This is a genomic window from Agaribacter flavus, from assembly GCF_042646125.1.
Lineage (GTDB): Bacteria > Pseudomonadota > Gammaproteobacteria > Enterobacterales > Alteromonadaceae > Glaciecola > Glaciecola flavus.
The window spans coordinates 32,143-56,537 of the sequence record NZ_JBHRSW010000004.1; the positions used below are offsets into that span (position 1 = coordinate 32,143).

A 24,395-nucleotide genomic window follows, 5' to 3' on the forward strand; every position below is an offset into this window, starting at 1 on the left:
GAGGTTTTTTTTTAGTTATTTTTTTAATTTAATGAAAATAAATTTTAAGTTTCTGATATTTATATATATTTATTTGGTTAGATGAGATACTGAAAAAGCACTTTGTACAGGCTATAGATACAAATAGATGGGATATTGTCTATTATGCTAACTTACTTTATCGCCTGTTTAAGATCATAAATTTTTTCCATGGGTACCCATTTCTCGGATGGTTTAGCGCAAGCTAAGGGTTTCTGAAACTTCCACATAAGCGCTTCCCATTCTTCGCTTTTTTGTCGACCTTCTGCTGTTTTAGGCAGTGCAGTAGGATTAAAGTCAAGGGTGGTTTCCATGATCATAAACAAGCGATCCGCTACGTGATAGATTTCCATATCTAAAATACCCACTTCTTCCATATTCGCGGTTATCTGAGGCCAAGCATTTTCAGGTCGGTGGTAGGCAATGTACTCATTAATTAAGTCGGGATCGTCTTGTAGATCCAAAGCTAAACAATATCGTTTACGCTGGCTGTGGTTATTGCTCATGCTTTCCTCAGAGAATTAGGTGGTAGTCGTAAAGGCTGTTTTAACGAAGTGTTTATCGACTCATAGCGGCTTCTTGTGTGAGGTATTTAGATTCAAAAGCTTCAGGAAGAAGTGGCTTACTAAAATAATAACCTTGCAATAATATTTCACCTTGTAACATCAACCACTCAACTTGAGCCTGCGTCTCCACACCTTCGGCAACCGTCACTAGGCCGAGGTTACGAGACAATTGAATTATCGATCTCACCAACTTTTCATCCTGAGGATCGTGAGTGATATCATTAACAAAGGAACGATCAATTTTAAGCTTGTTTACATCGAGATCTTTAAGGTGACTAAGTGAGCTGTAGCCTGTACCAAAATCGTCCAAGGAGAAACTGATACCCATCTTTTTCAATATATCAATTTTGTGAATGGTATCGTCTTTGTTGTCCAAAGCAACGCTTTCTGTAATCTCAAACTCCAGATACGTTCCGTCGATGTTGTGCTTTTTCAGTATTCTCGACACACAATCAATAAAGTCATGCCTTGCTAACTGCTTTGCACTGATATTTACCGCTATTTTGAAGTCATCAAACATCATCTTGCGTTGGATAAGATCTGCAATATATTCACAGATGGCATTTAAGATACGCTCGCCAACATCGACAATAAGGGCACTTTCTTCAAGAAAGGGAATAAATTCACCGGGGCTGACAATTTCGCCATCTTTGCGCCAACGCATCAGCGCCTCCGCCCCTACTAGACGATGAGTATCAGAATCAACCAGTGGCTGAAGCACAAAGAAGAACTCATCTCTGAACATCGCTTTCATGATGTCTCGTTCAAGTCTTAGCAGCTCTGCAGCCTGCGTTGCCATTTCGTTTTTAAATAAGGTCACACGGTTTCGACCTGTCCGCTTAGACTCGTACATAGCCGTATCTGCATATTGCAGTATTTCGTCAGCGGAAGACTGCCCTTTTTTGAAAACGATTACGCCAATCGATGCGGTCAAAGCATAGCTGTGCAAGCCGATTTCAATTTCCTTATTTATGCATGCCCTAAGACGCTCACCGAGCACTTCTGCACCATTGGTAGCAGTCTGCAAATTGTCAGATACGTTTTCTTCAATACATAGAAATTCATCCGCACCAAGACGGGCAATTAAGTCAGAAAATGAGAATTCTTTTTGCAAACGCCTAGCCAGTTTCACAATCAATTGATCACCCACGCTGTGGCTCAATGTATCGTTAATTCTCTTAAATTGATCTAAGTCAGCGATAGCAGCAATACCGTACATGCCCTCTTGTTCTTCATTGTGAACACTCAGGACTTCATATACTTTATTGCGATTGGGTAAGGAAGTAAGTGGGTCAAAATAAGCCAGCGACTCAATTCTTTCCTCGGCGTTTACTCGCTTGGTGACGTCTGTTGCGGTAACCAAAATACTGTGTTTTTCTGGCGTTTTAAATTTAACCAAGGTCATTTCAACATAACAATCTGAAGCGCTCGCATCCTTTATCTTGATAGTTTTGCTAATCTGATTTTTTTTGCCATTAAAAAACGAATTGATGGCACGCATAAATTCAGGGTCAATGGGCTTTATCACTTCATTAGCAGAGCGACCTTTTAACTCGTATATTGAGTAGCCATAAAATGCAGCCGTTGCTTTATTAGCAAACACAAACTCAAGCTTTTTATCCAAAGAAAAAATCAAGGCAGGTGCCGTATCTAATATTAACCGAAATCGTTGTGATCGCTCAGTAAGTAATACTTGACTGGTTGATATCCTCGACAACATGTCGTTTGCGGCATTTACAATTAGACTAAATTCGTCCTTGTCATGCCCGTTTAAGTGACTGATTTGTTGGGTAGCAATAGACTTAGTATTAACACGCTGAAAACGCCGAGACAGCCGAATAAGTGGTGACGCCAACATAAAGTGATACACGACACTCAAGGCGATGGTTAAAAAGATATAACCTGCCGATGCAATAATAAATGCACGCACTGCTCTGTCGTATACGCCAGACAAAGCCACATGGTTGTCAATGACGTATATAAGTTCACCGTATATGTGTGATCGCCCCGTTGACAAAGGCTGGCCAGAGAGAATAATACTAGACTTTGTAAAATTGTCGGAGAATAAAGAAAGTACGGGGTTATATGAGCTTTGGTTGGGAAAATCTTCCTCAACCATGTTTTGTTCGTGCCGAGAAAACTCAGCCATTACATTACCGTGATCATCTATGATTGACACATAGCTAAAATAGTCGAACAGCACTAAGCCATTAATAACATTATTTGCCAGCTGGTCATCCAGCAAAAACACGGCATTTGACGCACTGGTCTGCGCTGACTCAAGAATGGAGTCGATACTCCCTCTCACTTCTTGCTGCCGTTGCTTAAAATCAAACAAAGTTTGTAAGAAAGCCATCACTAAACCAAGAAAAACTAGAAGGGCTAAACTTCTAACCCCCAATTTAAATGATAACTTTTGACTGAGCTTCATATATCACGCGTAAAGACATTGGAATTCTCATCATATGGATGTTTATTCGATTTTGCAATTTTTTACTAGCACCTTCAGCTACATAAGGTATTATTATTTGCGGTAAGCGCGTTGGGCGTGTTTTCTGCACGCAAAATTCATAGCTAAAAACACAACGCTTCATAGCTTGCGCAACGAAAAGATCAAAATATAAAACAAGCATGGAATAATAGAGGATGTAGAATGGCTACAGGTGATAAAGACAAAGACTTTGCGCCCATTAATGTTGATGTCGATGATAGAATTACAGTCGCAAGTGCCAGAAAGTCTAGCTCTGCTCCCGTAGTGCAAGTCAAAAGTAATAACTTTTTGGTGGGTGGCTTGATGCTATTAACCGTGGCCGCTCTGGGTGCCAGTACATATTTGTATTTAGAGTTAGACAAAGCCAATAAAACCATCGCTGATAGCGCGGCGCGTATCTTGTCGGTAGAAAACCAATTGTCCGCAACAGGCGAAGAAATTGGCAATTCGACTGTAGCATTACAAGTAAAAGTGGGGGAGCTGACAGAAAAATCCAATGAACTCTGGGATCAAATGGATAAGCTCTGGGCAAGTGCGTGGCGACGAAATCAGCAAGAAATTAAATCCTTACAATCTTCGGTAAAAACTTTCCAAACCGACGTCAATAAAGTTGTCGGCGACATCAACAAACGCGTTGACGGTGCAGAATCAGATAACCAACAGCTTGTCAGTCGTATAAACAGCATTAACAGTAATATTTCAGAGCAAGCAAATAATATTCTTGCACTCACCGTAGAGCAAGAAAATCTGAATAAACAAGATGGTGACAAAGCCAGTAAATTACGTGAATTAAACGAAAAAACGATATTGCTGGAGCGCAGAAATACCAACTTGTTGCAGAAAATAAATGAGTTAGAAAAACTAGTTGATGAACTAGTAAAAAAGACCGTTTGACGCGTTCTGCTAGAGCCTGTTGCACTTAGGTGACGCTATTCCTTAACACAAAGCAACAGCCTCTAACTACTTGTTTTTATTGGCCTCAGTTTTGTCCTTGTTTGTCACACGCCCACCTGTGACTTTGTCGGCTCTACCCTCTTCTTTGGCGCGTTGGGCGCGCATTTTTCTGACTTCCTTTGGATCGGCAATCAGGGGGCGATAAATTTCTATACGGTCACCTTCACTAAGTATGGTATCGAGTTTGCAAACTCTACTCCAAATACCTACCTTATTGATATCGAGCTCAATGTCGCTGTGTATATTTAAAATACCAGACTGTTCGATGCCTTGCTGCACTGTACTGTCTTTAGGCACCAATACCTCTAGTAACGACTGTTTCTCGGGTATGGCATAACAGACTTCAATCGCTATTTTATCTGCCACTATCCGTATACCTGTTTTGCTCTTTGTGTAAAGGCTTGTACCATATTGCTTGTGAGTGATGTAAATATTTTTCCAAACGCCATTTCAATAAACTTGTTAGTAAAAGTAAACTCAAGACGAAGTTCAACTTTGCAGGCTGTGTCACTTAGTGCTGTGAATCTCCATCCACCTTGAAGTGATTTAAATGGGCCATCAGCTAGTTCCATTCTGATTTCTTTATCTTTAATTAGCTTATTGTGAGTGACCAGCTCTTTTTCTATCCCTGCTTTACTCAATACCATGCGCGCCGTCATTTGCTCGTCATCAAAAGATAACACGGTACTTCGTTTGCATCCTGGTAAAAATTGATCATATGCCGATACATCATTTACTAAATCAAACATTTGTTGTGCACTATATGCTACGAGCGCACTCTTATTTACTTCTGGCATAAAGTCTGATGAATGCCTATGTGATTTTTATTACAGGAGGAGAATTCTAGTCATTCGAGCGCTTAAAAACAAACTTGTTTTATCTTGCGAGCTACAATTCGCTAAGTATAATGGCGCCATGAAAAAGAATAAGAATGCAAATTCAAACACCATTGCGCAAAATAAACGCGCCAGACACGAGTACCACCTGCTTGACAAATTTGAAGCGGGCTTGCAGTTACAAGGCTGGGAAGTAAAAAGTATCCGAGCAGGTAAAGTGAACCTTACCGATGCCTATGTTTTTCTTAAAGATGGCGAAGCATTTGTCACCAATATTAACATAACGCCGCTTAGTCAAGCCTCAACACACGTAATTTGTGCCCCGACCCGCCAAAGAAAGTTACTGCTCAACAGACGCGAAATTGACAAACTCACTGGTGGACTCGATCGACAAGGTTTAACCATAATTGCGACAGCTATGTATTGGAAAAAGAGCTGGGTTAAGGTAGAATTGTTTTTAGCGAAAGGTAAACAAGCTCATGATAAGCGTGACGCCCTTAAAGATAAAGACTGGGCAAGGCAAAAAGAGCGTATCATGAAACACAGTTAGCACTGAGAGTAAACAATTTTAAGGCGGTGGATAACGGACGCACCGCCTTAATCTTGTTCCTAAAGACTAATTTAAATAAAATTTTTTCTTATATACTCACCTATAATTGTTCTAACTGACTTACCGAAAAGATAACAAAACAAACTCGGGGCTGCTCTGGATTCGACAGGATTCAATGATGCCGGAGGTGCATGCAGAGGTGCGGTTTGCCTCTTTAAAAAGCCGCAAAAAAATAGTCGCAAACGACGAAAACTACGCACTAGCAGCTTAATAACCTGCATAGAGCCTTCTCGCCCTAGCTTCCGCCTGTAAGACGGGGAGTTCGAGGAGTCAAACCCAAACAGGATCGCACGGATACTCCCACCTGAGAGTTGAACTGCTAAATTTAATTCAGGTTAGTTTTATTATGGCGTGTCTGTCCGCAGTAATAGAGCGAATGTAAAGACAAGACTAAGCATGTAGTACCAAACGCTGACGCTTTCTGGACGCGGGTTCAATTCCCGCCAGCTCCACCATCTTGTAAAAAAACCTAACGAGCCCTCACCAGCCATTAGGGCTTTTTATTAACCTGCGACTTTACTATCAGCAAATTATAGCTGATGCTGGACGCTGAAGATCTAGACATAGTTTAGACGCTATTGGCTCGATATTTTCATTTTTCATCATAACGCTCCTTTTCTACAGCATACTTTCCATTGCCCAATAAGACTTGAACTACTGCCATTAAAACAAGCACCAATGGGTATTCCCATCCGCCACCTTCATTGACAAACAACCAGCCAGCATCCCTATGAGCCCATGTTGCCCCAATCAAAATTGGTATCAATAGTCCTGCCGCTACCTGGCTTCTATAACCGAGAATTAAGGCAATGCCGCATACTGCTTCAGAAAAAAAACAACATATGCCAATAATTTCGGCAATCCTAAGGTAAGAAAAAACTCCGCGGTACCAGGGAGTGTAAAAATTAAAAGTTTCAAATACAGGCTATGAGCAATCATGACAAGCCCAAGGGTTATTCGATGTAGGAAAGCAGCTAGTTCGTAATTTTGTGGAATTTTCATGTTGTTTCCAAAAACCTTGTTCAAGATGCGTTGATCATATAACTTGCATTATCGCAGTCAAAGTGTAGATTGATGCATTTTAAAGTTGCAATTTTGCATATGGACTGGAATTCGCTAAAAATACTTACAGTAGTAGATAAAGCTGGTTCAATGAGTGGTGCCTCGAGGGTATTAGGGGTGAATTACACGACTATATTCAGAAGACTAGAGTCTCTAGAGAAAGAACTTGGCGGTAAGTTATTCGTTCGCGGATCAAAAGGGTACGTTGCTACCCCATTGGCGAAAGAAGTGCTCTTATTTGCCAACTCAATGCTCAAGAGCTCTGAAGAAATTGAAAGGCACATAGTTGGCAGAGAGTTTCTACCTAGCGGAGCCGTAAAAATAACGGCACCGTTTAACATTGCTAACCGCTATTTACCAGCTGCACTTACCAATATTTCAAAAAAGTACCCAGATATACACTTTGAAATACTCTCAAGTAACGACGCATTTAATTTGAATACTCGAGTAGCTGACATTGCTATAAGGGCAACAAACAGTCCGCCAGAACATTTAGTTGGACGCAAGGCAGCTTCTATACCGTGGGCACTTTTTGCTTCTGAATGTTTTATTGGCAATTGCTCCACGCTCCCTACCTTTGAAACACTTGCAAACTACCCGTTGATTGGCGCAACAGGCAGTATGCTAGACTTGTCAGCATTCACTTGGCTTGAAGCAACCCTTAACGATGCTATCGTCGTAAGGTGCGACGAATTAACAGCCATGTCTAATTACGCAGAAGCTGGCTTTGGTATCGCTCTACTGCCTCGCGACCAGAAGAGAAAGGGATTGATTGAAATAGCGGAACTATCGAAAGATACCAAGAGTGATTTATGGATCCTCTACCATCCCGACCTTAAAAAAACCGAACGAGTTCGTATCGTTGCAGAGTATTTATTTAACTATTTCAACAATATAAGCTTTGAAAGCTAACAAAATTTAAAAGCATCTGCGTACGCATAAATCTATGCTAGTTTGGTAAAGCTCTCACACAACAAATTCAGTCAATATTCGGCTTTCTGGTACCACTCCCACGCCTATTCACCCTCTACTACCACAATCAACGCACTTAGGTGCGGAAAACCCTGCCACAAAAATACCTTGCTAGACTGCAGTGAAAACACCTTGTCATCAAGCTTTGGGAAAAAGTACATTTGATGAATGGGTGAGTCAACTAGGTGATTGTGATGATGATCGTAGTATTTGTTCTTTGGCGACATCATGTACACCAATGCGCAATGAGCCGCGCTGGGGAGCTTGCCATCAAAATACATAAAACTGGCATCTTACGTAATGTGTTTCGGTGCGCCTTCACTCGCTGCGCGAATTATCTCCTGCTTGCTTTTGGCAAAAGCGACAAAATGAAATGTGCCGAGTATGAACGCTACGATTAGAGGTAAAATTTTCATGATGCAATCCTCCTTAACTTGAATAATGTGAGGGTGATAGGCCAAATTGACGTTCGAATGCACGCCTAAAGCTCTCGTAATTGGTAAACCCGACTCGCCTAGCAATGGCGTTTAAAGAATGGCTACCCTCGCTCAACATATCCTTTGCTCGATGCAATTTGACTTTGGCAATAAAAGCAGCTGGACTTATTTTGAGGTGTTTGTTGAACATTCGGGTAAGTTGTCTGCTACTCATACATGCTTGCGTAGCAAGATCTTCAACACTTATCTTTTGCTCTATATTGTTTAGCACCCAATCCAACAGAGGGGTAAGACGAATGTTTTGTGCGGATTGAAGCTGCAATAGATCAGAAAATTGCTGTTGATTGCCTTTTCGCTGCAGGTACACCACTAATTCTTTTGAAACGGCAGAAGCCACTGTATTGCCATAGTCTTGTTTGATCAACTCTAGAGCCAAGTCAACGCCCGACAATATCCCCGCAGACGACCAAACATTGCTGTCGTTAATAAACAGGGGCTCGGTTTCTACACTTATGTGCTTGTGTTGTGATGCCAAAGAGTGGCAATGACGCCAATGCGTGGTCAGTCGCCGTTGTTCGTTACAAAAAACTTGCGCCAAGATGAAAGCACCCGTGCAAATACTGATAATTTTTTCTGCCTTGTCGCATACTTGCGTCAAGATCAGTGTCTGTTCGGTCGTCAATTTTAAGGTACGCGTACCACTTCCTCCGCAGACTACAAAATAATCAAGCTCCGACAGCTCAGATATTGAAATATCTGCCATAACACGATGCCCTGCACTACTTTTGATTTCGCCAGCAGTAAAACTAGCAATCACACAAGTATACGCATCGTGTAAGAAAGTATTAGTTTCTACAAAGGTATCCAACGGACCAAACAAATCCAAGGGCTGAAAGCCATCGGCAATAAAAAACACAATACGTTTAGTCATAATTAACCCCGTTTACTATTCAGTGCTATTAGAGTATTACAAGAACAATTCTGTCTGATAAGACAAATAATCATCAATTTAAGACGTATTGTTTACTAATAGCGGTTTTCACTCTCATGTTGAGCTGCATTTAAATAATCTAAGATTGAATGTGATGGTTTTGTGATTCACTCTTCTGATAATTCTGCTAGCCTTATTTCAATTGACTATTTCGAGAAAAACAGTAAGTACATAACACATGACATCTACCGCATATTACACATTGACCGAACAAAACATTGTTGAATATCTCAGTACTGTCCCTGCAATGGGGATGCTCTTTGATGACTTTTCTGCACTTGAGGTAAAAGAAGTCTGCGACGGCAACATGAACTACGCGTTTATTGTGAGGAGCAAGAATAAAGACAAGTCTTCTGTCTTTGTAAAACAAACCCCGCCATACATAAAAGTTCTCGGAAAAGATTGGCCTTTGAGCAGAGAGAGAATGGATGTTGAAAAACAAGCCTTGACTTACCAAGCCCAAGTTTGTCCAACTATGTCACCTAAGCTTTATTACAGTTGCAGCGCGATGTCCGTGATCATCATGCAAAATCTCTCGCAACATCTACTTTTACGCAATGCTTTAATAGCCAGACAATCACTGCCCAAGCTCGCTAGCCATATGTCGTCTTATTTAGCTAACACCTTGTTTTATTCCAGTGCATTTGCTGAAGGTAACAAATATCAACCCACTAAACTAAGCAATCAAGCGATGTGCCAGATCACACAGGCATTTGTTTTTACCTACCCATTTGAGGGACATGAAACCAACAACTACAACCCATCACTCTGTCAAAACGTCATCGATAGTATTCAAAAAGATCCGACTGTACGAATGCATATTGGGCAGATGAAATGGGCGTTTGCCAGTAAAAATGAAGCCCTCATTCATGGCGACCTGCACACAGGTTCGATTATGGTTAACGAAAACGACACGTATATAATTGATCCCGAGTTTGCTTTTATGGGCCCTATCGGCTTTGACATTGGTGCATTTATCGCGAATTTGTATGTAAACTATTTTGCCCAAAAACATACCGCAAACCCTTCATCCGAAAGCTATGCTACATCTTTACTCTCCCTTATCGAAACCGTTTGGCTTGAGTTTGAAACAAAGTTCCTATCGCTGTGGCAAAAACATGACAACCATCCGGATAACACCGCTTTTATAGGTGATCATTTGGGTGTAGAGCTTGCCCACTCGGATTTTCGAGAATGGTTTATGCAAACCATTTTGTCTGACACAATGGGATTTGCAGCAGTTAAAATGATGAGGCGTATTCTGGGTGTTGCAAAAGTAGCTGATGTCATGCAATTCGAGAACAACGAACAACGCGCTAAGTTAGAAGCACAGATACTGCGCTTTGCCCGTGAGATGCTGCTAACAAGAAATACACACCGTGACTTTTCCAGCTTAAACGCAACACATATTTTGAACAACGATAAGTGACATGTAAATCAGCATACAAGGGGCATGTAAAATGCCCCTTAATCTTGTTCAAAACAGAATCGTTAATACTCAATGGCTTCAGAGGGTGAGTTTAGGTGATTGCGTAGTGCATCTGACTCAGTGGGAGGGTAATAGGTTTGTAATACCGTCGCCTGAGGTGGAGCATCTATCGTAATTGAGGCACCATTTGGTAACACATATTGTAACCTTAACCACCAAAACGCATAAGCAATGGCCTCCCCTGTGGGGTTTGTTTGCGCGTATTGATAGCTTTTCTGAGTTTGAGTGTTGACGGAAATAGTCACTGTGCTCGACTCTTGAGTACTTAAACTGAAGGAACCACTTAGCGTTGCGGATATCGCGTCTACAGAAGCCCCCATACTTTGTGAAATCCCCAAAGAAGTACCAAATGTTTTCGTCTGTGAACTTGAATTGGTCAAACCCACTGTAAGATCTTGGTCAAATGATGCTGACGCATTGGGTTGTAAGCTTCCATTAAACTGCGAATACCACTGATAATTTGCGGTCACAACTGTACTGTTTTCGATCGTGGCAGAAACAATATTGTAAGACCCTTCCTCCGCGACGATTTCTATGAGGTTCGTATCGGAAATTACGGGGTTTAAAGATGTGGCCTGAATGTTAACAGTCGCATCTGTCCATATTGAACCAACGGCGAGCACACCCACTGGAATTTTATTAACCAGTACAACGAGTTGCCCAACACTACTGCCAACTGGAAGTGAATAACAATTACAATGCAACGTTAGACTGATCGTAACAGGGTAAAGCTTGCTAATGGTAAGCGCGCAAATAGCGGGGTTGCTTTTGGTACCCGTCAATGCCCAAGCATCGCCCTGCAAATTTGGAAAGAACGCATTTGCAGAACCTGCGTCATACTCCAGCACTTTAGAGCATACAGGCGCTGCGCTCTGAAAACTTACCATCTGCGCGGGCACTACTGGCACAGAAGCGGCGGCATGCCAATTGGATGTTGTTTTCCATCCACTTAAACTCTTTAATTTTGGTGGTCCCTTTGTCAATAATAGTCCGCCTACATTGAAGGGATGTTTTTTACTGTCGCTGTTGTTCATGGTGTCGCCTCCGCAAATAGTTTTGCGTAGCACAGTTGCTACACCTTCCTACTGTAGATCCTCAACTTGCACGACGCTAGACGGCAATTCGGCTGTATGACTATATACTAAAGTATTATCATATTTACGCTTGTGACTGTGACGCCATCAACCAAGCTTTGGGAGAACACCCTATTTTTTTTCTAAATACCCGTGCCAATGCTGATCCATTTTCATAGCCAACTTGATGCGCCACTAAATCCATGTTCTGTTGTTTAGCTATCAGGTTTTGCGCGATAGTTATCCGCCACTCAGTCAGGTAGTCGAGTGGTGTTTGACCCACTACTTGCTTAAATAAATCAGAAAATTTCGAGCGTGACATTGCACAGCATTCGGCCATTTTTACAAGTGACCATTTATCTTGAGGCTGCGCATGGATTGCGACTAAGACTTTCGCAAGTTGCGGATTGGCAAGTCCTGCCATCATACCCTCTTTAAATACTCCTTCCTCCAATAATTTTCGCAACACATTGACAATAAAAATATCGCAAAGCCGATTCAATACCAAGGTCTTACCGCTTCTCTCCGCAAAGGCCTCATCAAAGACCCATCGAGCAGACTGTCCTAACAAGCCAGTAGACTCGATTGGATATTCCAATATTGACGGTAAGGCGTTAATAATTGGGCTGCGTTGTCCGCCAAAATAGTCAATACGAGCGCAAACAAGATCGGCCCCAAGGCCATTATCTGCGATCAAACTATGGCTGTGAGCCCGAGGGAAATAAATTAACGAAGGTTCACTTAATGTTTTTTCGTAGCCCTTTCCGTCTTTAACAACCAAGCTCCCTTGTTTTAACAAATGAAGATGACCAGAACAGCTATCCTCATCGTCAAAACCGTGTAAACCACACAAGTTTCCACTGAAAAAGACATCTGCATTCAGTGAAAAGTGCTGCAATAAGTTTGATAGCAAATCCAAGTAATTCTCCAGTGAATAATACCAAAACTAATCTTTATGGCAGATCGGTATGAAAACAAACACGATTAGACGCATTTTAGTTCTGCCTTGCCATTATATTACTTAACAACAAAACAGAGGCAAGCAAAGGCACCATAACAATTTGGCCATCCTCTACTAGCAAAAAAACACACTATGGAGACTAAAATGAAATCGTCACTACTCGCTACCCTTTTTATCCTAACATTTGGGCTACTCACGTTTAATGTTTCTGCAAAAGAAAACACGGTATCTCAGGCCGTAGCCGTCGATTTACTGATTGGTTCTGACGACATTACAGGTCTGCGATTAGCCTACCGCCCCTATGTTTACGAATGGAACAATGTACCTTACTTTGACAAACTTGATTTGTATTGGGAGGTCAGTGTTAACTTTTGGGAGTTTGGTGAATCAAATCAACACGAGACAAACTATGTTATTGCGCTTTCTCCAGTCATAGGTAAAACCTTTTACCATGTAAAAGGCAAATACCCTTTGCGTTGGGAGTTTGGCATCGGTGTATCACTCGTCGAAGATACACAATTTGCTGGCAAGGACATCGGTTCGCACTATCAATTTGAAGATCGCCTTGGGCTCGCTTTGGATTTTGGCAAGCAAAACAAACAATCTGTGGCGGTAAGGTACATGCATTACAGTAATGGCGGTTTAAATAGTAAAAACCCTGGCGTCGATTTTCTAAATTTATCATACGCATATTCTTTTTAGCCAAAGAAAAATGTATTCTCCCTCTAGGGGTACCTATAAAACGGTATCCCTTTTTTCAAGCAGAAGCTACGCTTATAAACACACTACGGAAGCAAAACAATGAGTTCTCAAATAAAACAGGTCGACATCGCAATTATTGGTACTGGCACATCTGGAATGGGTGCTTATAGAGAAGCCCGAAAAGTCACGGATAGTATCGCGTTAATAGAGGGTGGAGAATACGGGACAACATGTGCGCGTGTGGGGTGTATGCCGTCAAAATTATTAATTGCACCGGCTGAAGCCCGACACCGAGCGGAAGTATATGAACAATTTGGACTGCAAGGTGCAATACCGGAAGTCGACGGTTCAAAAGTGATGCAACGGGTGCGCGACGAGCGTGATAGATTTGTCAGTTTTGTGAACGAAGACGTAGCTGAATTTGACGCCAAGCACAAGATAAAAGCTTACGCTAAGTTTGTCGACGATCACACTTTAGCGTTGTCAAACGGCGATACAATCAAAGCGGATAGAATTATTATTGCTACCGGTTCAAGGCACAATATCCCTGCTTTTTTTAATGGTGCTGAAGATAGATTGATTACAAACGATGACGTCTTCGAATGGAACGAGTTACCTAAGGCTGTAGCTGTGTTTGGCGCGGGTGTGATTGGGCTTGAACTTGGACAAGCACTGCACCGTTTGGGTGTAAACGTCCATTTGTTTGGTGCAGGTGATTCGGTAGGTCCTTTATCAGACCCAGAAGTAAAAAATTATGCGCTAAAAACGTTTAAGCAAGAATTCTCATTTCATAGTAGTGGCGAAGTGAAAGAGATAAAACGCGTAAATGAAGGCGTGCAAATTACCTTTAAATCAACACCAGATGCCGACATAACGATTGAAACCTTTGATTACCTATTGGCCGCTACGGGGCGTCGGGCCAATGTCGACAATATTGGTTTAGAAAATACTAATTTAGCACTCGACAAGCGTGGAGTACCTTTATATAACCCGCTTTCTATGCAATGTGGAGACAGCCATATTTTTATTGCCGGTGATGCAAACGCCGACATTCCACTCCTTCACGAAGCTTCTGACGAAGGCCGTTTAGCCGGTGAAAATGCAGGACGCTACCCTTCCGTTTATCGACGAGCTAGGAAAGTGCCGCTTGGTGTGGTCTTTTCAGATCCGCAAATTGCCACAGTCGGAAAATCCTACCGTGAGCTAGATGAGAGTGGTGTAGACTTCGCGATTGGTTCAGTAAGTTTTGAAAATCAAGGGCGCTCAAGAGTAATGCTAGTGAATAAGGGATTAATGCGACTATACGGCGACAAAGACACGGGGATATTACTCGGCGGAGAAATGATTGGCCCAGGACAAGAGCATCTCGCACATCTATTAGCGTGGACAATTCAGATGCGTATGACAGTTGAAGACATTTTGCAGTTACCCTTCTATCATCCGGTGATTGAAGAGGGATTACGCACGGCGCTGCGGGGTTTACTGCAGGCGATGGGTATGGGGCCACAACCGCCATTAAATTGTATTGATTGTGGACCGGGTGCATAGACGATGATTGATTTATATTTATGGCGCACGCCGAATGGCTATAAACCCTTGATTTTTGCTGAAGAAGCCGCTATCGAATACAGGCTTCACCCTGTAAATATAAGCAAAGGTCAACAGTTTGAGCCTGCTTTTTTGGAGATTTCGCCAAACAACAAAATTCCCGCTTTAGTTGACGGTTCGTTGAGTATTTTTGAGTCTGGCGCTATTTTGTTATATCTAGCGCAAAAATATCAACGTTTTATGCCTAGCGAAACATCTGCGTATTACGAAGTCATGCAATGGTTAATGTGGCAAATAGGTGGCTTGGGGCCGATGATGGGGCAAGCGGGGCATTTTAAAAATGCGGCACCAAGTGATGTTCCATATGCAAAAGAACGTTACTTTAACGAATCTCATCGCTTGCTTTCTGTATTAGAAAAACAATTAACTCAACGCGAATTTATTGCTGAGGAATACAGTATTGCAGATATCGCTATTTTCCCTTGGGTGTATGCTGCAAATGGCAGCTATTTAGATATTGACTTAGGCCGCTACCCCAATACAAAGGCTTGGATGGATGCGATAGCGGCTCGTCCAGCGGTCATCAAAAGCTATGAAATAGGTGCGGGTTTGTAGTTTTTACGAACCCCGTCAACGCCGTTTCTTTTTAAATCCAAAAAAGCCAAACTCAATGATTTGCTCCGCCACTAATTTAGGCACCGAGTTTTCCCACTCTCCTCTGCCTGACTTGAGTTGCTTGAGGACTTCTCGTGAGTATATTTTAAATAACTCAGTATCACTCGTATCCAATCCGGTTAGAAAGTCATTTTCTAACAAGTGGCGATACAAAAACCGTAAATGTTCTTGCGCCTTAAAGCTGTTGTAATCACGCAACTCACCTTCAACATTGAGTTCAGGATAGATAAACATGCGCGTGTTGTCTGGGAATAGTTTACCAAAGCCTTCTAAAATACCACCTTCTACACCTTGATAAGAATTTTCATCAAAGATTTGTTTGAGGTTGACCATCCCCACGACAATACCTATTTCCATTTTTGTGTACTGTCGGAAATATGCGCGCAATGAGAAGTAACGGGTGTAGTCCGAAATCATTACATTGTAACCGAGTGAATTCAGCAATTGGACGCGCTGTACCAAGTCCTCTTCAGGTACGTGGTTGTCATTCCCTCTGGTATCGTTCAACGAAATCTCTGCGATAACAACCGTGTTATCTTCCTCCACGCCCTCTGTCTCCAGAAATGCAACCCGCCCCTGCTCAATCATATCGATGTTGAGATTAGTCACAGGTCGAAATGAACCTCTGATGGTCAGTACGTTTTTTTTGTAAAGCATTTCTGCTGGCACACAAATACTGCCATCGGGTCTAAACATAATAGCGCGAGTTTTCCAACTTCTGATCAAGTGAAGGTTAATCGCGCGATTATCGATATCTTCAAAATAAGGCCCCAGGAACTCGATAGAATCAATTTCGATTCGGCCTGGCTTGATACTGTCAGTCAGCGAATCGATAAACATTTTAGGGTTTTCGAAATAGTAATAAGCGGCGTAGATCAAATTTACGCCTAACACACCTAGTGCTTGTTGCTGTGCTTCTGCATTGTCGTCGTGCATACGCACATGTACCTTAATATTCGAAGGCTCTGCCCCAGGGTACATTTGTATACGCACACCACACCATGCATGGCATTCGTTTTGACGATTGAAGCTTTTTGCTGCCACCGTTGCGGCATAGGCAAAATAACGAGATGACTTTGATCGCCCTTCACTTACTCGTTGAAGCACTAGATCAAACTCTTGCTCCATCATCGCTTTAACACGTGCTTTACTCACGTAACGACCGTCATTTTGAACACCGTAAATCGCATCTGAAAACTTCATATCGTAAGCAGACATGGTTTTGGCGATTGTCCCCGCCGCTGCTCCCGCTAAAAAGAACTGCCGAGCCACTTCCTGACCTGCACCAATTTCAACTATGGTGCCGTACTTCTTGTCATCTAAATTTAACCGCAAGGCTTTTTGAGGGGTAGAACGAGAACTTATGTTTTTGTGTTCCATGAGTGATCCTGAACGAGTATGTCTAAAGTCGACACCACGTGTATCGGCTTAAGTTATGCTTCAAAGATATATCGATTATCGGCCGATTTGAAAAAACTTTCAATACAAGCAGCATATATATTTAGCTTATGCTAAATATTTAACTAGTTGATAAGCTTATGTAAATCGCTACTTTGAGGCGAATGCCTTATCAATCAAAGCCAGCCAATACTCTTTTTCATCTTCGGGTAAAAAGCTAGCGAAAAAGCTGTTCTTTACCAACTTCACCAGCTGTTTGTCACTCATGTCTAGCGCCCTGTCCAATGACTCAAAGTTACCATTGATGTAGGCGCCAAAATATGAGGGATCGTCGGCATTCACTGTCACCAACAAGCCGTCATCCAACAGTTTTAGGATATTGTGCTGCGACATTTCATCGACCACATTAAGCTTTAAGTTGCTTTGCGGGCATACTGTAAGGGGGATCTGGTTTTCAACTAATTTACGCATCAATACTGGGTCTTCAGCACTTCTTACACCATGATCGATTCGTTCTACTTGCAATAAATTAAGAGCTTGCCATACATATTCGGGCGGCCCCTCTTCTCCAGCATGTGCCACGCACTTAAACCCTAATGACTTTGCACGGGCAAATACGTTTTCAAACTTACTGGGCGGATTACCTAGCTCAGAACTGTCGAGACCAACGGCGATAAAGTCATCGTAGTATTCTTTTGCTTCCTCTAGGGTTTGCAAAGCATCTTCTTCCGGTAAGTGCCGTAAAAAAGACAAAATTAAATAACATGAGATGCCGAGTTCTTTTTTTGCTTGCTTAATTGCTCGCTTAAATCCGGGCATAAAAACTTCGAAGCCCACGCCGCGATGGGTATGGGTTTGTGGATCGACCATCATTTCTGTATGCACAACATTGTCTTCTTTGCATTTTAACAAGTATGCCCACATCAGCTGGTAAAAATCATCTTCATCCCGCAATACGTCCGCACCTTGATAATACAAATCTAAAAAACTCTGTAAGTCTTCGAACTGATAAGCTGCGCGGATGGCTTCGACACTTTCGTAAGGCAAGACTATGTCGTGTTTATTTGCCAGTTGCCACATTAGCTCAGGCTCAAGCGTGCCTTCAATGTGCAGATGCAATTCTGCTTTGGGTAAGTATCTGATTAGGTCATTGCTTGCCATGTTGTTACTCCTTTTGCACTGCAACTCAATTTAATGCACCAAGTTATGGCTTTACATTGTTTTTTGCACTTTTAGGAAGCAGAACTAAGCGTGATGTCGCCTACCCCTTTATCCTCTTATAAATTACATGACGGCGAGAGGAGCAAAGCTACGTTGCCAGCTCTAGCATGCGCCAGTAATTCCAGCTACACTGGATTAGTTGAACATCAGTGTAGCAGAATTTAGACCAATAAACTGACTAACTGGTCAAGTTATTGCTTATCCACACTACAATGCTAGCACGGTGTATATACCTCGTGAAAATCAGACTCAATAATAACAAGCTTGTAAAAAGCTGCGGAGGCTTATGTCAATCTCTCTAATCGAGCGCGTGTTTAAATTGCCCGAACACGGTACAAACCTTAAAACAGAAGTCATTGCGGGCTTAACAACCTTTGCAGCAATGTCATATATATTAATTGTTAACCCGAGTATTCTCGGTCTAAGCGGAATGCCAACCGCAGGATTGATTACGGTCACGGCACTTGCCGCTTGTTTAGGTACGCTCCTAATGGCAGCCTTCACCAATTACCCAATTGCCTTAGCTCCCGGAATGGGCCTCAATGCCTTTTTTGCATTTACCATCTGTATCACCCGAGAAATTCCATGGGAGGCCGCACTGGGTATAGTATTTTGGAATGGTATTTTGTTTTTATTGCTCTCCGTGACCGGCGTAAGGACGAAGATTGCCGAAGCCATACCTGCCGCACTAAAAATTGGAGTGCAATGTGGTATTGGTCTTTTTATAGCCTTTATAGGGCTCAAAAATGCCGGTTTGATTGTCGATCATCCCGCTACTTTTGTTACCCTAGGTAACATGTCAGATCCAGCGGTATTACTCGCCTTAGCGGGTATTATTTTTACCATTGTATTGATCATTAAGCGTGTCGCAGGGGCGATTTTAATATCAATTGTAAGTTTGACGATGATTGGCTTAATCACGCCATCTGGAGATGCTTACCTGACATCCACACCCGAGGCCATTGTTGGCTTACCAGAGTCGGCAAGTGAAACATTTTTTGCAATGGATATTTGGTACCCCATAGAACATTTTTCGCAAACGTGGGATCTGATTTTTGCGCTGATGTTTGTCAACATGTTTGATACCATCGGCACACTAATTGGCGTTTCTCGTCGCGCAAAACTATTAGATAAAAACGGTAAACTCCCCAAAATTGGTGGTGCTATGAGTGCAGACGCGGCCGCCAGTGTCGTCGGCGCTGGTTTAGGTACGTCGCCAGTGACGAGTTACGTAGAATCAGCAGCAGGCGTCTCAGCCGGCGGAAGAACAGGCCTCACCGCGGTTGTCGTGGCGATTTGTTTTTTACTGGCCTTATTTTTAACGCCTCTAATGAAGGTCATCCCCCTAATGGCCACCACACCCGCTTTGGTGATGGTCGGGATTTTCATGATGGACTCCATACGCCAGATTGATTTTGATGACATTGCTAGCCTAGCAACTGCAACCATTGCCCTACTCGCGATGCCCCTAACCTTTAGTATTAGCGAAGGCATTGCACTCGGATTTATCACTTATGTGGGGATTAAAGTCGGTACAGGCAAATTTAAAGAGGTCACTCTCATCACCTACATAATGGCCGCCGTTTTTATTATGCGATACTTGTTTGATTTGAAATAAATTAGTTGCGCAACACCACTCTTTTCATACATGAGTGGTGTGGTTTAACGACCACACCCAATTGGTAGGAACAATAGTGATTGAAAACATAGTGATCGCCGCGGGCATAATTTTAATACTCTTCTTTTATGAATCTATTAAATTTAAGGGAAAACAAAGTATTGCTGAAAGGCTTAAGTTGATCAGTTTGCAAGTGGCTTGCACCATAGTTATAACACTAGTTACTGTTATATTTTTATCCGAAGTCTTAAAGGCAACAAGTGATCAAGTTGAGCTATTGGGTGCACTTACCGGCGCGGTCGCATATTTGCTATGTGCGTATATATTCAGAAGACGCTAGTGAAAATGGATTTCAAAATTGCTAGAGCGGTTGAAATTTTCATGATAATGCCGCTAACGTGAATACAAAAATAAATTTTTAATTATTCGGCGGTAAGTGATGATCGACTCGTCTACCAAAAGGAATGGGAATTTCTTTTAATGTTTCAGGTCTAGGCATTTCAGCAGCCCATTCCCAATATCTTGCTTTTAATTGTGCCGCGACCTCAGGATAGTCGTCGATGTAGTTGACACTTTCCGGTTCAACTAAAGTCATATCAAATAAATATTCTCTTTTAATACCAGCTTGCATATATTTCCAGTTTCCTTGACGAACGGCTCGTTGATAATAGAAACGCCAGAATAGTGGGCGTTGCATAAAAGCTTGTGTAACGTCTTCACCAGTCACAAGAGGTACTAGATCCATTCCATCAAGGTCTTCCAAAGATTCAACGCCTCCTGCCTTAAGCAATGTATAAGCCGCATCTAACGAGGACACAGGTGTGTGGATAACTTGGCCACCTCTAATTTTGTCGGGCCAGTGCATAATATAAGGTACACGTAGCGCCCCTTCAGTAAGCATACCTTTTTCGCCTGTGAAGGGAGTGTTTACGGAGCCATTCCAAGTACCGCCTTTTGTAATGGGCGTATCCTCAGGAATTGTGCCAATAGGAGCACCATTGTCACTGATAAAAAATATTAAAGTATTGTCCAATATGTTATAGTTTTCTAGTTTATCTAATACTCGACCCACCCCATCGTCAAGGGCTGCCATCATAGCCAATGCGTAACGTCTACGCTCAGGCATGTCACCTGGGAATTGGTCAAGATATTTTTGAGTAGCTTCAAGTGGGACGTGTGGCGCATAGTGAGATATGTATAGAAAAAATGGATTTCTCCAGTGCTTGTCAATTAACGTTAAAGAAGCGTCACTAACTAAATCTACTCTGAATTCTCTATTGCGGTACGTTTCGACTGGAATTGAATTTCCATTTTCGTTAAATGTTCTTAAAAAAGAGCCTGTGTAACCTGCGAATACGTCATCAAATCCACGCTTGTGAGGAAAATAACGTTGCCTCACCTCTTGTGGTACCCTCCCTACTCTAAATGGCGTAATACTCGGATAGAAAGTTTGTCCCCATTCCACAGAGTTACCCATTATTTCCAAGTGCCACTTCCCAGCCATACCTGTTTTGTAGCCCTGAGCTTTGAGTCGATCAGCAAGTGTATGTACCTCGAGCGTCAAAGGTATATGTCGATTTTCATCTAAACGAAATCTGTTTTGGTAGATGCCAGTTAGCATCGCCGCGCGTGAAGGTGAGCATTGAGGTGCGGTTACATAGCCATTGGTAAATCGAGCACCGTTAATCGCCAAGCGGTCAATATTAGGGGTTTTTATATCTTCTTGCGATTGTTGAACTCCCAGATCTGCATAACCCTGATCATCGGTGAAAAAAACAATAATATTCGGCCGAACCACTTCCTCAGCTTTGGGTAAAATAGAAGGCAAGCTAAATCGTCCAGAGTGCACCAAACGCTGTTTATTTTGTCCGTATCTCGCTACTGCATTTACTAGTAGTTTTTTGCCGCCGTATTGTCTGATAATTTCATTGGGTATTTGGGTTCTAAATCGATGCTTTCCGCGAACAGTGTTACAGCGTTCCTCTATCACACCACCGTTTATCGTGCTTGTTGTTACATCAGACATTACAGGCTCCACAGAGCCGTTATCACTCAGAACTGAAAACTCTAAACTAACTGGATCAACCACATCTGTTTGACAAGCCCATCCCATGACAAAGTAAGCACCATTGACCTCTACAATACCATCTGTAACTCCGCGCAATCGAGTTTTTGGGAAGTCTGGAAAGAAACTATCTACATTACCTAAACGCCTTTTTACACCATCTTGTTCGTGCACAATGAATGCTTGTTTGCCAGCATATTGAAACAAAGTATCTTGATCCACTGTCATAAAGAATCCGTGGTTTCCGGTGCTATCACACAAATTTTTTACAGAATCGAATGTGCGCTCATTCGCATGTATTGCCTGGACAAAAGTAGCTGTTTCTATGGCATCACCTGCGTACAAAGAAACTTTTATTGGATCTTTGTTAGACTTCAAGCATGCCCAACCCGAAAATGATAGCGATTGATGATTTCCTTTTGCAGCTTGAGCATGACCACGTAGCTGCTGTGCTTGAGTTTGAAGTGATAACAGCAAACACAAACTTAATGTGAGTAATGAATACTTCATGTGTTTTTTAAATTTTCCATCAAATGTTGGTATTTTGGGGTCAGAGACTTATTCCAGCTAAGAAAAAAGTAAACGCACTTAACTTCAGTTCGGTATATGAGTAAGCAGTAGCATTATTCTGAACCTTAGAGATATCAAGGGCTGGTTTGTCTTTTTGAGCGTAAACTTTCTCAAAATTATTGTATTCAGCCCATGAATTTTTTGTCACTGTATCTCAATATATTTCTAATAGACATTTTCAGAGTAAATATCACGCCACATCACAGTCGTTTCAAAAGTGAAGCCTCTCGCGAACATGTTCCTAACAATCATAACGTGGCTTGTGCGAATAGGACAACTTTAATATTTAACGATAAGGAAAGTGTTTTAACCAGTGTTTAGCGATATTCTCACGTGTGCAGCACCACACATCATCGAATTCACTGACGTAATCTAAGAATCGTCGAAGTGCCATAATCCTACCCGGACGGCCAATGATTCGGCAATGCAAACCGATAGACAACATCTTAGGTGAACTGCCACCTTCGATTCTAAGCATGTCAAAGGCATCTTTTAAATATTGAAAAAACTGTTCGCCGCTGTTAAAACCTTGAGGTGTAGCAAAGCGCATATCATTGGTATCGAGGGTGTACGGCACCATCAGAAGCGGTTTTTGGTAATGCGTATCGTAGTATGGAAGATCGTCTGCGTAGGAGTCAGCACAATATAAAATATCATCTCGTTCGGCAATGAGCTGTAAGGTATTTGGACTTGTTCTTCCCGTATACCAGCCGACAGGTTTTTCGCCGGTCAGGGTTTTGTGTAAGGTAATGGCTTCATCAATTTGTTGCCGCTCGGTTTCGATATCCATGCCTTGATAGTGGATCCAACGCATCGCATGACTGGCAATTTCCCAATTGGCTGCTTGCATGGCAGCTACTGCTTCGGGGTGTCTAGCCATCGCCATTGTCACACCAAATACCGTTACTGGAATATTGTATGAAGTGAACAAGCGGTGCAAACGCCAAAAACCTGCCCGACTTCCATACTCATATATAGATTCCATACTCAAATGGCGGTCTTGATATGCTTGCGCGCCTACAATTTCCGATAAGAAAATTTCAGACTGTTTGTCACCGTGAAGAACGCAGTTTTCTCCCCCTTCTTCGTAATTGATAACAAACTGAACGGCAACTTTTGCATTGTTAGGCCACTTTGGATGAGGTGGATGTTGACCATACCCAATCAGGTCTCGTGGGTAGTCAAGTGTATCGCTTTGTTGTTTACTCACTTATTTTACCCTTGTTACTTCAATAGTTGATATTCTTTGGGCACTTGCAGCCCACACCCTTGTAAAATCATATTCACTAAGTTTAATGTGGCTATTTTGTAATCGGCTTTTTTCATTGTGCTACCGCGCAGATTACTAATTTGGGTTGAAAAATCTGCGTAGTGCTGAGTACTCGCCCAAATGTGATACAAGAGATAGTGCGCGTCAATGGGGGGCATTTTTCCTTGTGCAACCCAAGCATCAATCACTGCCGTTCGACCATTCATCCACTCCCGATGCTCCTCTAAAAAGGAGCCTTGAAAGTTGGTCGCGCCATTGATGATCTCCATTGCAAACACCTTTGAGGCATACGGGCGCGTTCTCGACACTTCCATCTTTTCAGAAATATACTCTGCTAAGGTCTCGGCTGGATCATCATTTGCTGTGGCTTTGTCAAAACTTAAGTTCCAGATAGCCATGATTTGTTGAAGCACGGCCAAATATAATCCTTGTTTTGACTTAAAATAATAAAGTACATTGGTTTTTGGTAAACCCGCGGCATCCGCTATTTGCTGAACAGATGTACCTTTAAATCCATGTTTTGCAAACGCCCTTTCTGCCGCTTTTACAATCGTTGCTTTATTCTTGGCACCTATTCTGCCATCTAAAGCAGCTTTTATTGTCATTCTATATTTTTTCCTTTTAGAAACACCGACGTGTAATAACTGGGTGCAAGTATAAACTTTCTTGCCCTTGTTTGATGCAGCATAAGACAATCATTGCGAAAATTCAAAACCCAACACCTATTTCAATAAACTCTATAAGCCTTTACTTGTCAGGGGCGACTTGAGAGTGATGAATATTTTACAAACTTTACTAAGCTTAGGTATACAAATTGCTACAAACCACTATAATATTTTTTGACCATTTGGTCTGTTTTTACAATCAA

24 protein-coding genes and 1 other RNA gene are annotated in these 24,395 nt (G+C 42.1%); 10 read left to right on the forward strand and 15 right to left on the reverse strand.

The features are described from left to right. Positions 1 to 152: 152 nt before the first annotated feature. Together ACFOHL_RS00170 and ACFOHL_RS00175 are read right to left on the reverse strand one after the other, a co-directional pair. Positions 153 to 524, reverse strand: a complete 372-nt coding sequence (locus tag ACFOHL_RS00170; RefSeq protein WP_376918174.1) for an L-rhamnose mutarotase — start codon at positions 522 to 524, stop codon at positions 153 to 155. Positions 525 to 576: 52 nt separating this feature from the next. After that, complete coding sequence (locus ACFOHL_RS00175) at positions 577 to 3,015, reverse strand: sensor domain-containing protein (protein ID WP_376918175.1); 2,439 nt, start codon at positions 3,013 to 3,015, stop codon at positions 577 to 579. Between the two features lie 222 nt (positions 3,016 to 3,237). Here ACFOHL_RS00175 and ACFOHL_RS00180 point away from each other — a divergent pair, with 222 nt between their 5' ends. Next, positions 3,238 to 3,969 carry a hypothetical protein gene (locus ACFOHL_RS00180; protein WP_376918176.1) on the forward strand — a complete coding sequence of 244 codons (732 nt, stop codon included), beginning with the start codon at positions 3,238 to 3,240 and terminating at the stop codon, positions 3,967 to 3,969. Between the two features lie 66 nt (positions 3,970 to 4,035). On the opposite strand, the gene ACFOHL_RS00185 is transcribed toward ACFOHL_RS00180, so the two are convergent. Together ACFOHL_RS00185 and ACFOHL_RS00190 are read right to left on the reverse strand one after the other, a co-directional pair. Continuing rightward, positions 4,036 to 4,395 carry an RnfH family protein gene (locus ACFOHL_RS00185; protein WP_376918177.1) on the reverse strand — a complete coding sequence of 120 codons (360 nt, stop codon included), beginning with the start codon at positions 4,393 to 4,395 and terminating at the stop codon, positions 4,036 to 4,038. Continuing rightward, positions 4,395 to 4,826 (reverse strand): type II toxin-antitoxin system RatA family toxin, encoded by a 432-nt coding sequence (locus ACFOHL_RS00190; RefSeq protein WP_376918178.1) that lies wholly within the window; start codon positions 4,824 to 4,826, stop codon positions 4,395 to 4,397. The genes ACFOHL_RS00185 and ACFOHL_RS00190 overlap by 1 nt, the downstream gene beginning before the upstream one ends. 118 nt (positions 4,827 to 4,944) lie before the next feature. On the opposite strand from ACFOHL_RS00190, the gene smpB reads away from it, so the two are divergent. Both smpB and ssrA read left to right on the forward strand, forming a co-directional pair. Then, positions 4,945 to 5,415, forward strand: coding sequence for an SsrA-binding protein SmpB (gene smpB, locus ACFOHL_RS00195; protein WP_376918179.1), 471 nt, complete (start codon positions 4,945 to 4,947; stop codon positions 5,413 to 5,415). A gap of 147 nt (positions 5,416 to 5,562) precedes the next feature. Next, positions 5,563 to 5,930, forward strand: a transfer-messenger RNA (tmRNA) gene (gene ssrA, locus ACFOHL_RS00200). A gap of 137 nt (positions 5,931 to 6,067) precedes the next feature. Here the strand turns inward: ssrA and ACFOHL_RS00205 are convergent. Then, on the reverse strand, positions 6,068 to 6,337 hold the full coding sequence (locus ACFOHL_RS00205; protein WP_376918555.1) for a DoxX family protein: 270 nt from the start codon (positions 6,335 to 6,337) through the stop codon (positions 6,068 to 6,070). Between the two features lie 212 nt (positions 6,338 to 6,549). Between ACFOHL_RS00205 and ACFOHL_RS00210 the strand changes: the two genes are divergently transcribed. After that, the gene (locus ACFOHL_RS00210; protein ID WP_376918180.1) at positions 6,550 to 7,449 is read left to right on the forward strand and encodes a LysR family transcriptional regulator; all 900 of its coding nucleotides are present in this window, start codon (positions 6,550 to 6,552) and stop codon (positions 7,447 to 7,449) included. Positions 7,450 to 7,553: 104 nt separating this feature from the next. Here the strand turns inward: ACFOHL_RS00210 and ACFOHL_RS00215 are convergent, their stop codons facing one another. From ACFOHL_RS00215 to ACFOHL_RS00225, 3 genes are read right to left on the reverse strand one after another with little or no spacing between them, the layout of a single operon-like run. Beyond that, entirely contained in the window at positions 7,554 to 7,790 is a 237-nt protein-coding gene (locus tag ACFOHL_RS00215; RefSeq protein WP_376918181.1) for a hypothetical protein, read from the reverse strand. Between the two features lie 12 nt (positions 7,791 to 7,802). Beyond that, positions 7,803 to 7,925, reverse strand: coding sequence for a hypothetical protein (locus ACFOHL_RS00220; protein ID WP_376918182.1), 123 nt, complete (start codon positions 7,923 to 7,925; stop codon positions 7,803 to 7,805). 13 nt (positions 7,926 to 7,938) lie between these two features. Next, positions 7,939 to 8,877: a GlxA family transcriptional regulator gene (locus ACFOHL_RS00225; RefSeq protein WP_376918183.1), complete on the reverse strand. Its 939-nt coding sequence runs from the start codon at positions 8,875 to 8,877 to the stop codon at positions 7,939 to 7,941. A 238-nt stretch (positions 8,878 to 9,115) separates the two neighbouring features. Here ACFOHL_RS00225 and mtnK point away from each other — a divergent pair, with 238 nt between their 5' ends. Then, complete coding sequence (gene mtnK / locus ACFOHL_RS00230; protein ID WP_376918184.1) at positions 9,116 to 10,366, forward strand: S-methyl-5-thioribose kinase; 1,251 nt, start codon at positions 9,116 to 9,118, stop codon at positions 10,364 to 10,366. A gap of 62 nt (positions 10,367 to 10,428) precedes the next feature. Here mtnK and ACFOHL_RS00235 read toward each other — a convergent pair whose 3' ends face one another. Together ACFOHL_RS00235 and ACFOHL_RS00240 are read right to left on the reverse strand one after the other, a co-directional pair. Further along, complete coding sequence (locus ACFOHL_RS00235; RefSeq protein ID WP_376918185.1) at positions 10,429 to 11,460, reverse strand: hypothetical protein; 1,032 nt, start codon at positions 11,458 to 11,460, stop codon at positions 10,429 to 10,431. Between the two features lie 124 nt (positions 11,461 to 11,584). Further along, the gene (locus ACFOHL_RS00240; protein WP_376918186.1) at positions 11,585 to 12,418 is read right to left on the reverse strand and encodes a helix-turn-helix transcriptional regulator; all 834 of its coding nucleotides are present in this window, start codon (positions 12,416 to 12,418) and stop codon (positions 11,585 to 11,587) included. A gap of 186 nt (positions 12,419 to 12,604) precedes the next feature. Here ACFOHL_RS00240 and ACFOHL_RS00245 point away from each other — a divergent pair, with 186 nt between their 5' ends. The 3 genes from ACFOHL_RS00245 to ACFOHL_RS00255 all read left to right on the forward strand — a co-directional run bounded on the left by ACFOHL_RS00245 (position 12,605) and on the right by ACFOHL_RS00255 (position 15,325). Beyond that, positions 12,605 to 13,162: an acyloxyacyl hydrolase gene (locus ACFOHL_RS00245; protein WP_376918187.1), complete on the forward strand. Its 558-nt coding sequence runs from the start codon at positions 12,605 to 12,607 to the stop codon at positions 13,160 to 13,162. Between the two features lie 99 nt (positions 13,163 to 13,261). After that, complete coding sequence (locus ACFOHL_RS00250) at positions 13,262 to 14,710, forward strand: dihydrolipoyl dehydrogenase (protein ID WP_376918188.1); 1,449 nt, start codon at positions 13,262 to 13,264, stop codon at positions 14,708 to 14,710. A gap of 3 nt (positions 14,711 to 14,713) precedes the next feature. After that, the gene (locus ACFOHL_RS00255; protein WP_376918189.1) at positions 14,714 to 15,325 is read left to right on the forward strand and encodes a glutathione S-transferase family protein; all 612 of its coding nucleotides are present in this window, start codon (positions 14,714 to 14,716) and stop codon (positions 15,323 to 15,325) included. A gap of 15 nt (positions 15,326 to 15,340) precedes the next feature. On the opposite strand, the gene ACFOHL_RS00260 is transcribed toward ACFOHL_RS00255, so the two are convergent. Next, on the reverse strand, positions 15,341 to 16,765 hold the full coding sequence (locus tag ACFOHL_RS00260; RefSeq protein WP_376918190.1) for a TonB-dependent receptor: 1,425 nt from the start codon (positions 16,763 to 16,765) through the stop codon (positions 15,341 to 15,343). A 168-nt stretch (positions 16,766 to 16,933) separates the two neighbouring features. After that, positions 16,934 to 17,944: an adenosine deaminase gene (locus ACFOHL_RS00265; RefSeq protein ID WP_376918191.1), complete on the reverse strand. Its 1,011-nt coding sequence runs from the start codon at positions 17,942 to 17,944 to the stop codon at positions 16,934 to 16,936. Between the two features lie 346 nt (positions 17,945 to 18,290). Between ACFOHL_RS00265 and ACFOHL_RS00270 the strand changes: the two genes are divergently transcribed. Together ACFOHL_RS00270 and ACFOHL_RS00275 are read left to right on the forward strand one after the other, a co-directional pair. Next, positions 18,291 to 19,622, forward strand: a complete 1,332-nt coding sequence (locus ACFOHL_RS00270) for an NCS2 family permease (protein ID WP_376918192.1) — start codon at positions 18,291 to 18,293, stop codon at positions 19,620 to 19,622. A 76-nt stretch (positions 19,623 to 19,698) separates the two neighbouring features. Continuing rightward, positions 19,699 to 19,962, forward strand: coding sequence for a hypothetical protein (locus ACFOHL_RS00275; RefSeq protein ID WP_376918193.1), 264 nt, complete (start codon positions 19,699 to 19,701; stop codon positions 19,960 to 19,962). Between the two features lie 78 nt (positions 19,963 to 20,040). Here ACFOHL_RS00275 and ACFOHL_RS00280 read toward each other — a convergent pair whose 3' ends face one another. From ACFOHL_RS00280 to ACFOHL_RS00290, 3 genes are all read right to left on the reverse strand, one after another. Next, positions 20,041 to 22,197 (reverse strand): sulfatase family protein, encoded by a 2,157-nt coding sequence (locus ACFOHL_RS00280; protein WP_376918194.1) that lies wholly within the window; start codon positions 22,195 to 22,197, stop codon positions 20,041 to 20,043. 346 nt (positions 22,198 to 22,543) lie between these two features. Continuing rightward, complete coding sequence (gene puuE / locus ACFOHL_RS00285) at positions 22,544 to 23,467, reverse strand: allantoinase PuuE (RefSeq protein WP_376918195.1); 924 nt, start codon at positions 23,465 to 23,467, stop codon at positions 22,544 to 22,546. A 14-nt stretch (positions 23,468 to 23,481) separates the two neighbouring features. Then, a complete protein-coding gene (locus ACFOHL_RS00290) occupies positions 23,482 to 24,132 on the reverse strand; it encodes a TetR family transcriptional regulator C-terminal domain-containing protein (RefSeq protein ID WP_376918196.1) in 651 nt (216 codons plus the stop codon). Between the last annotated feature and the right edge of the window lie 263 nt (positions 24,133 to 24,395).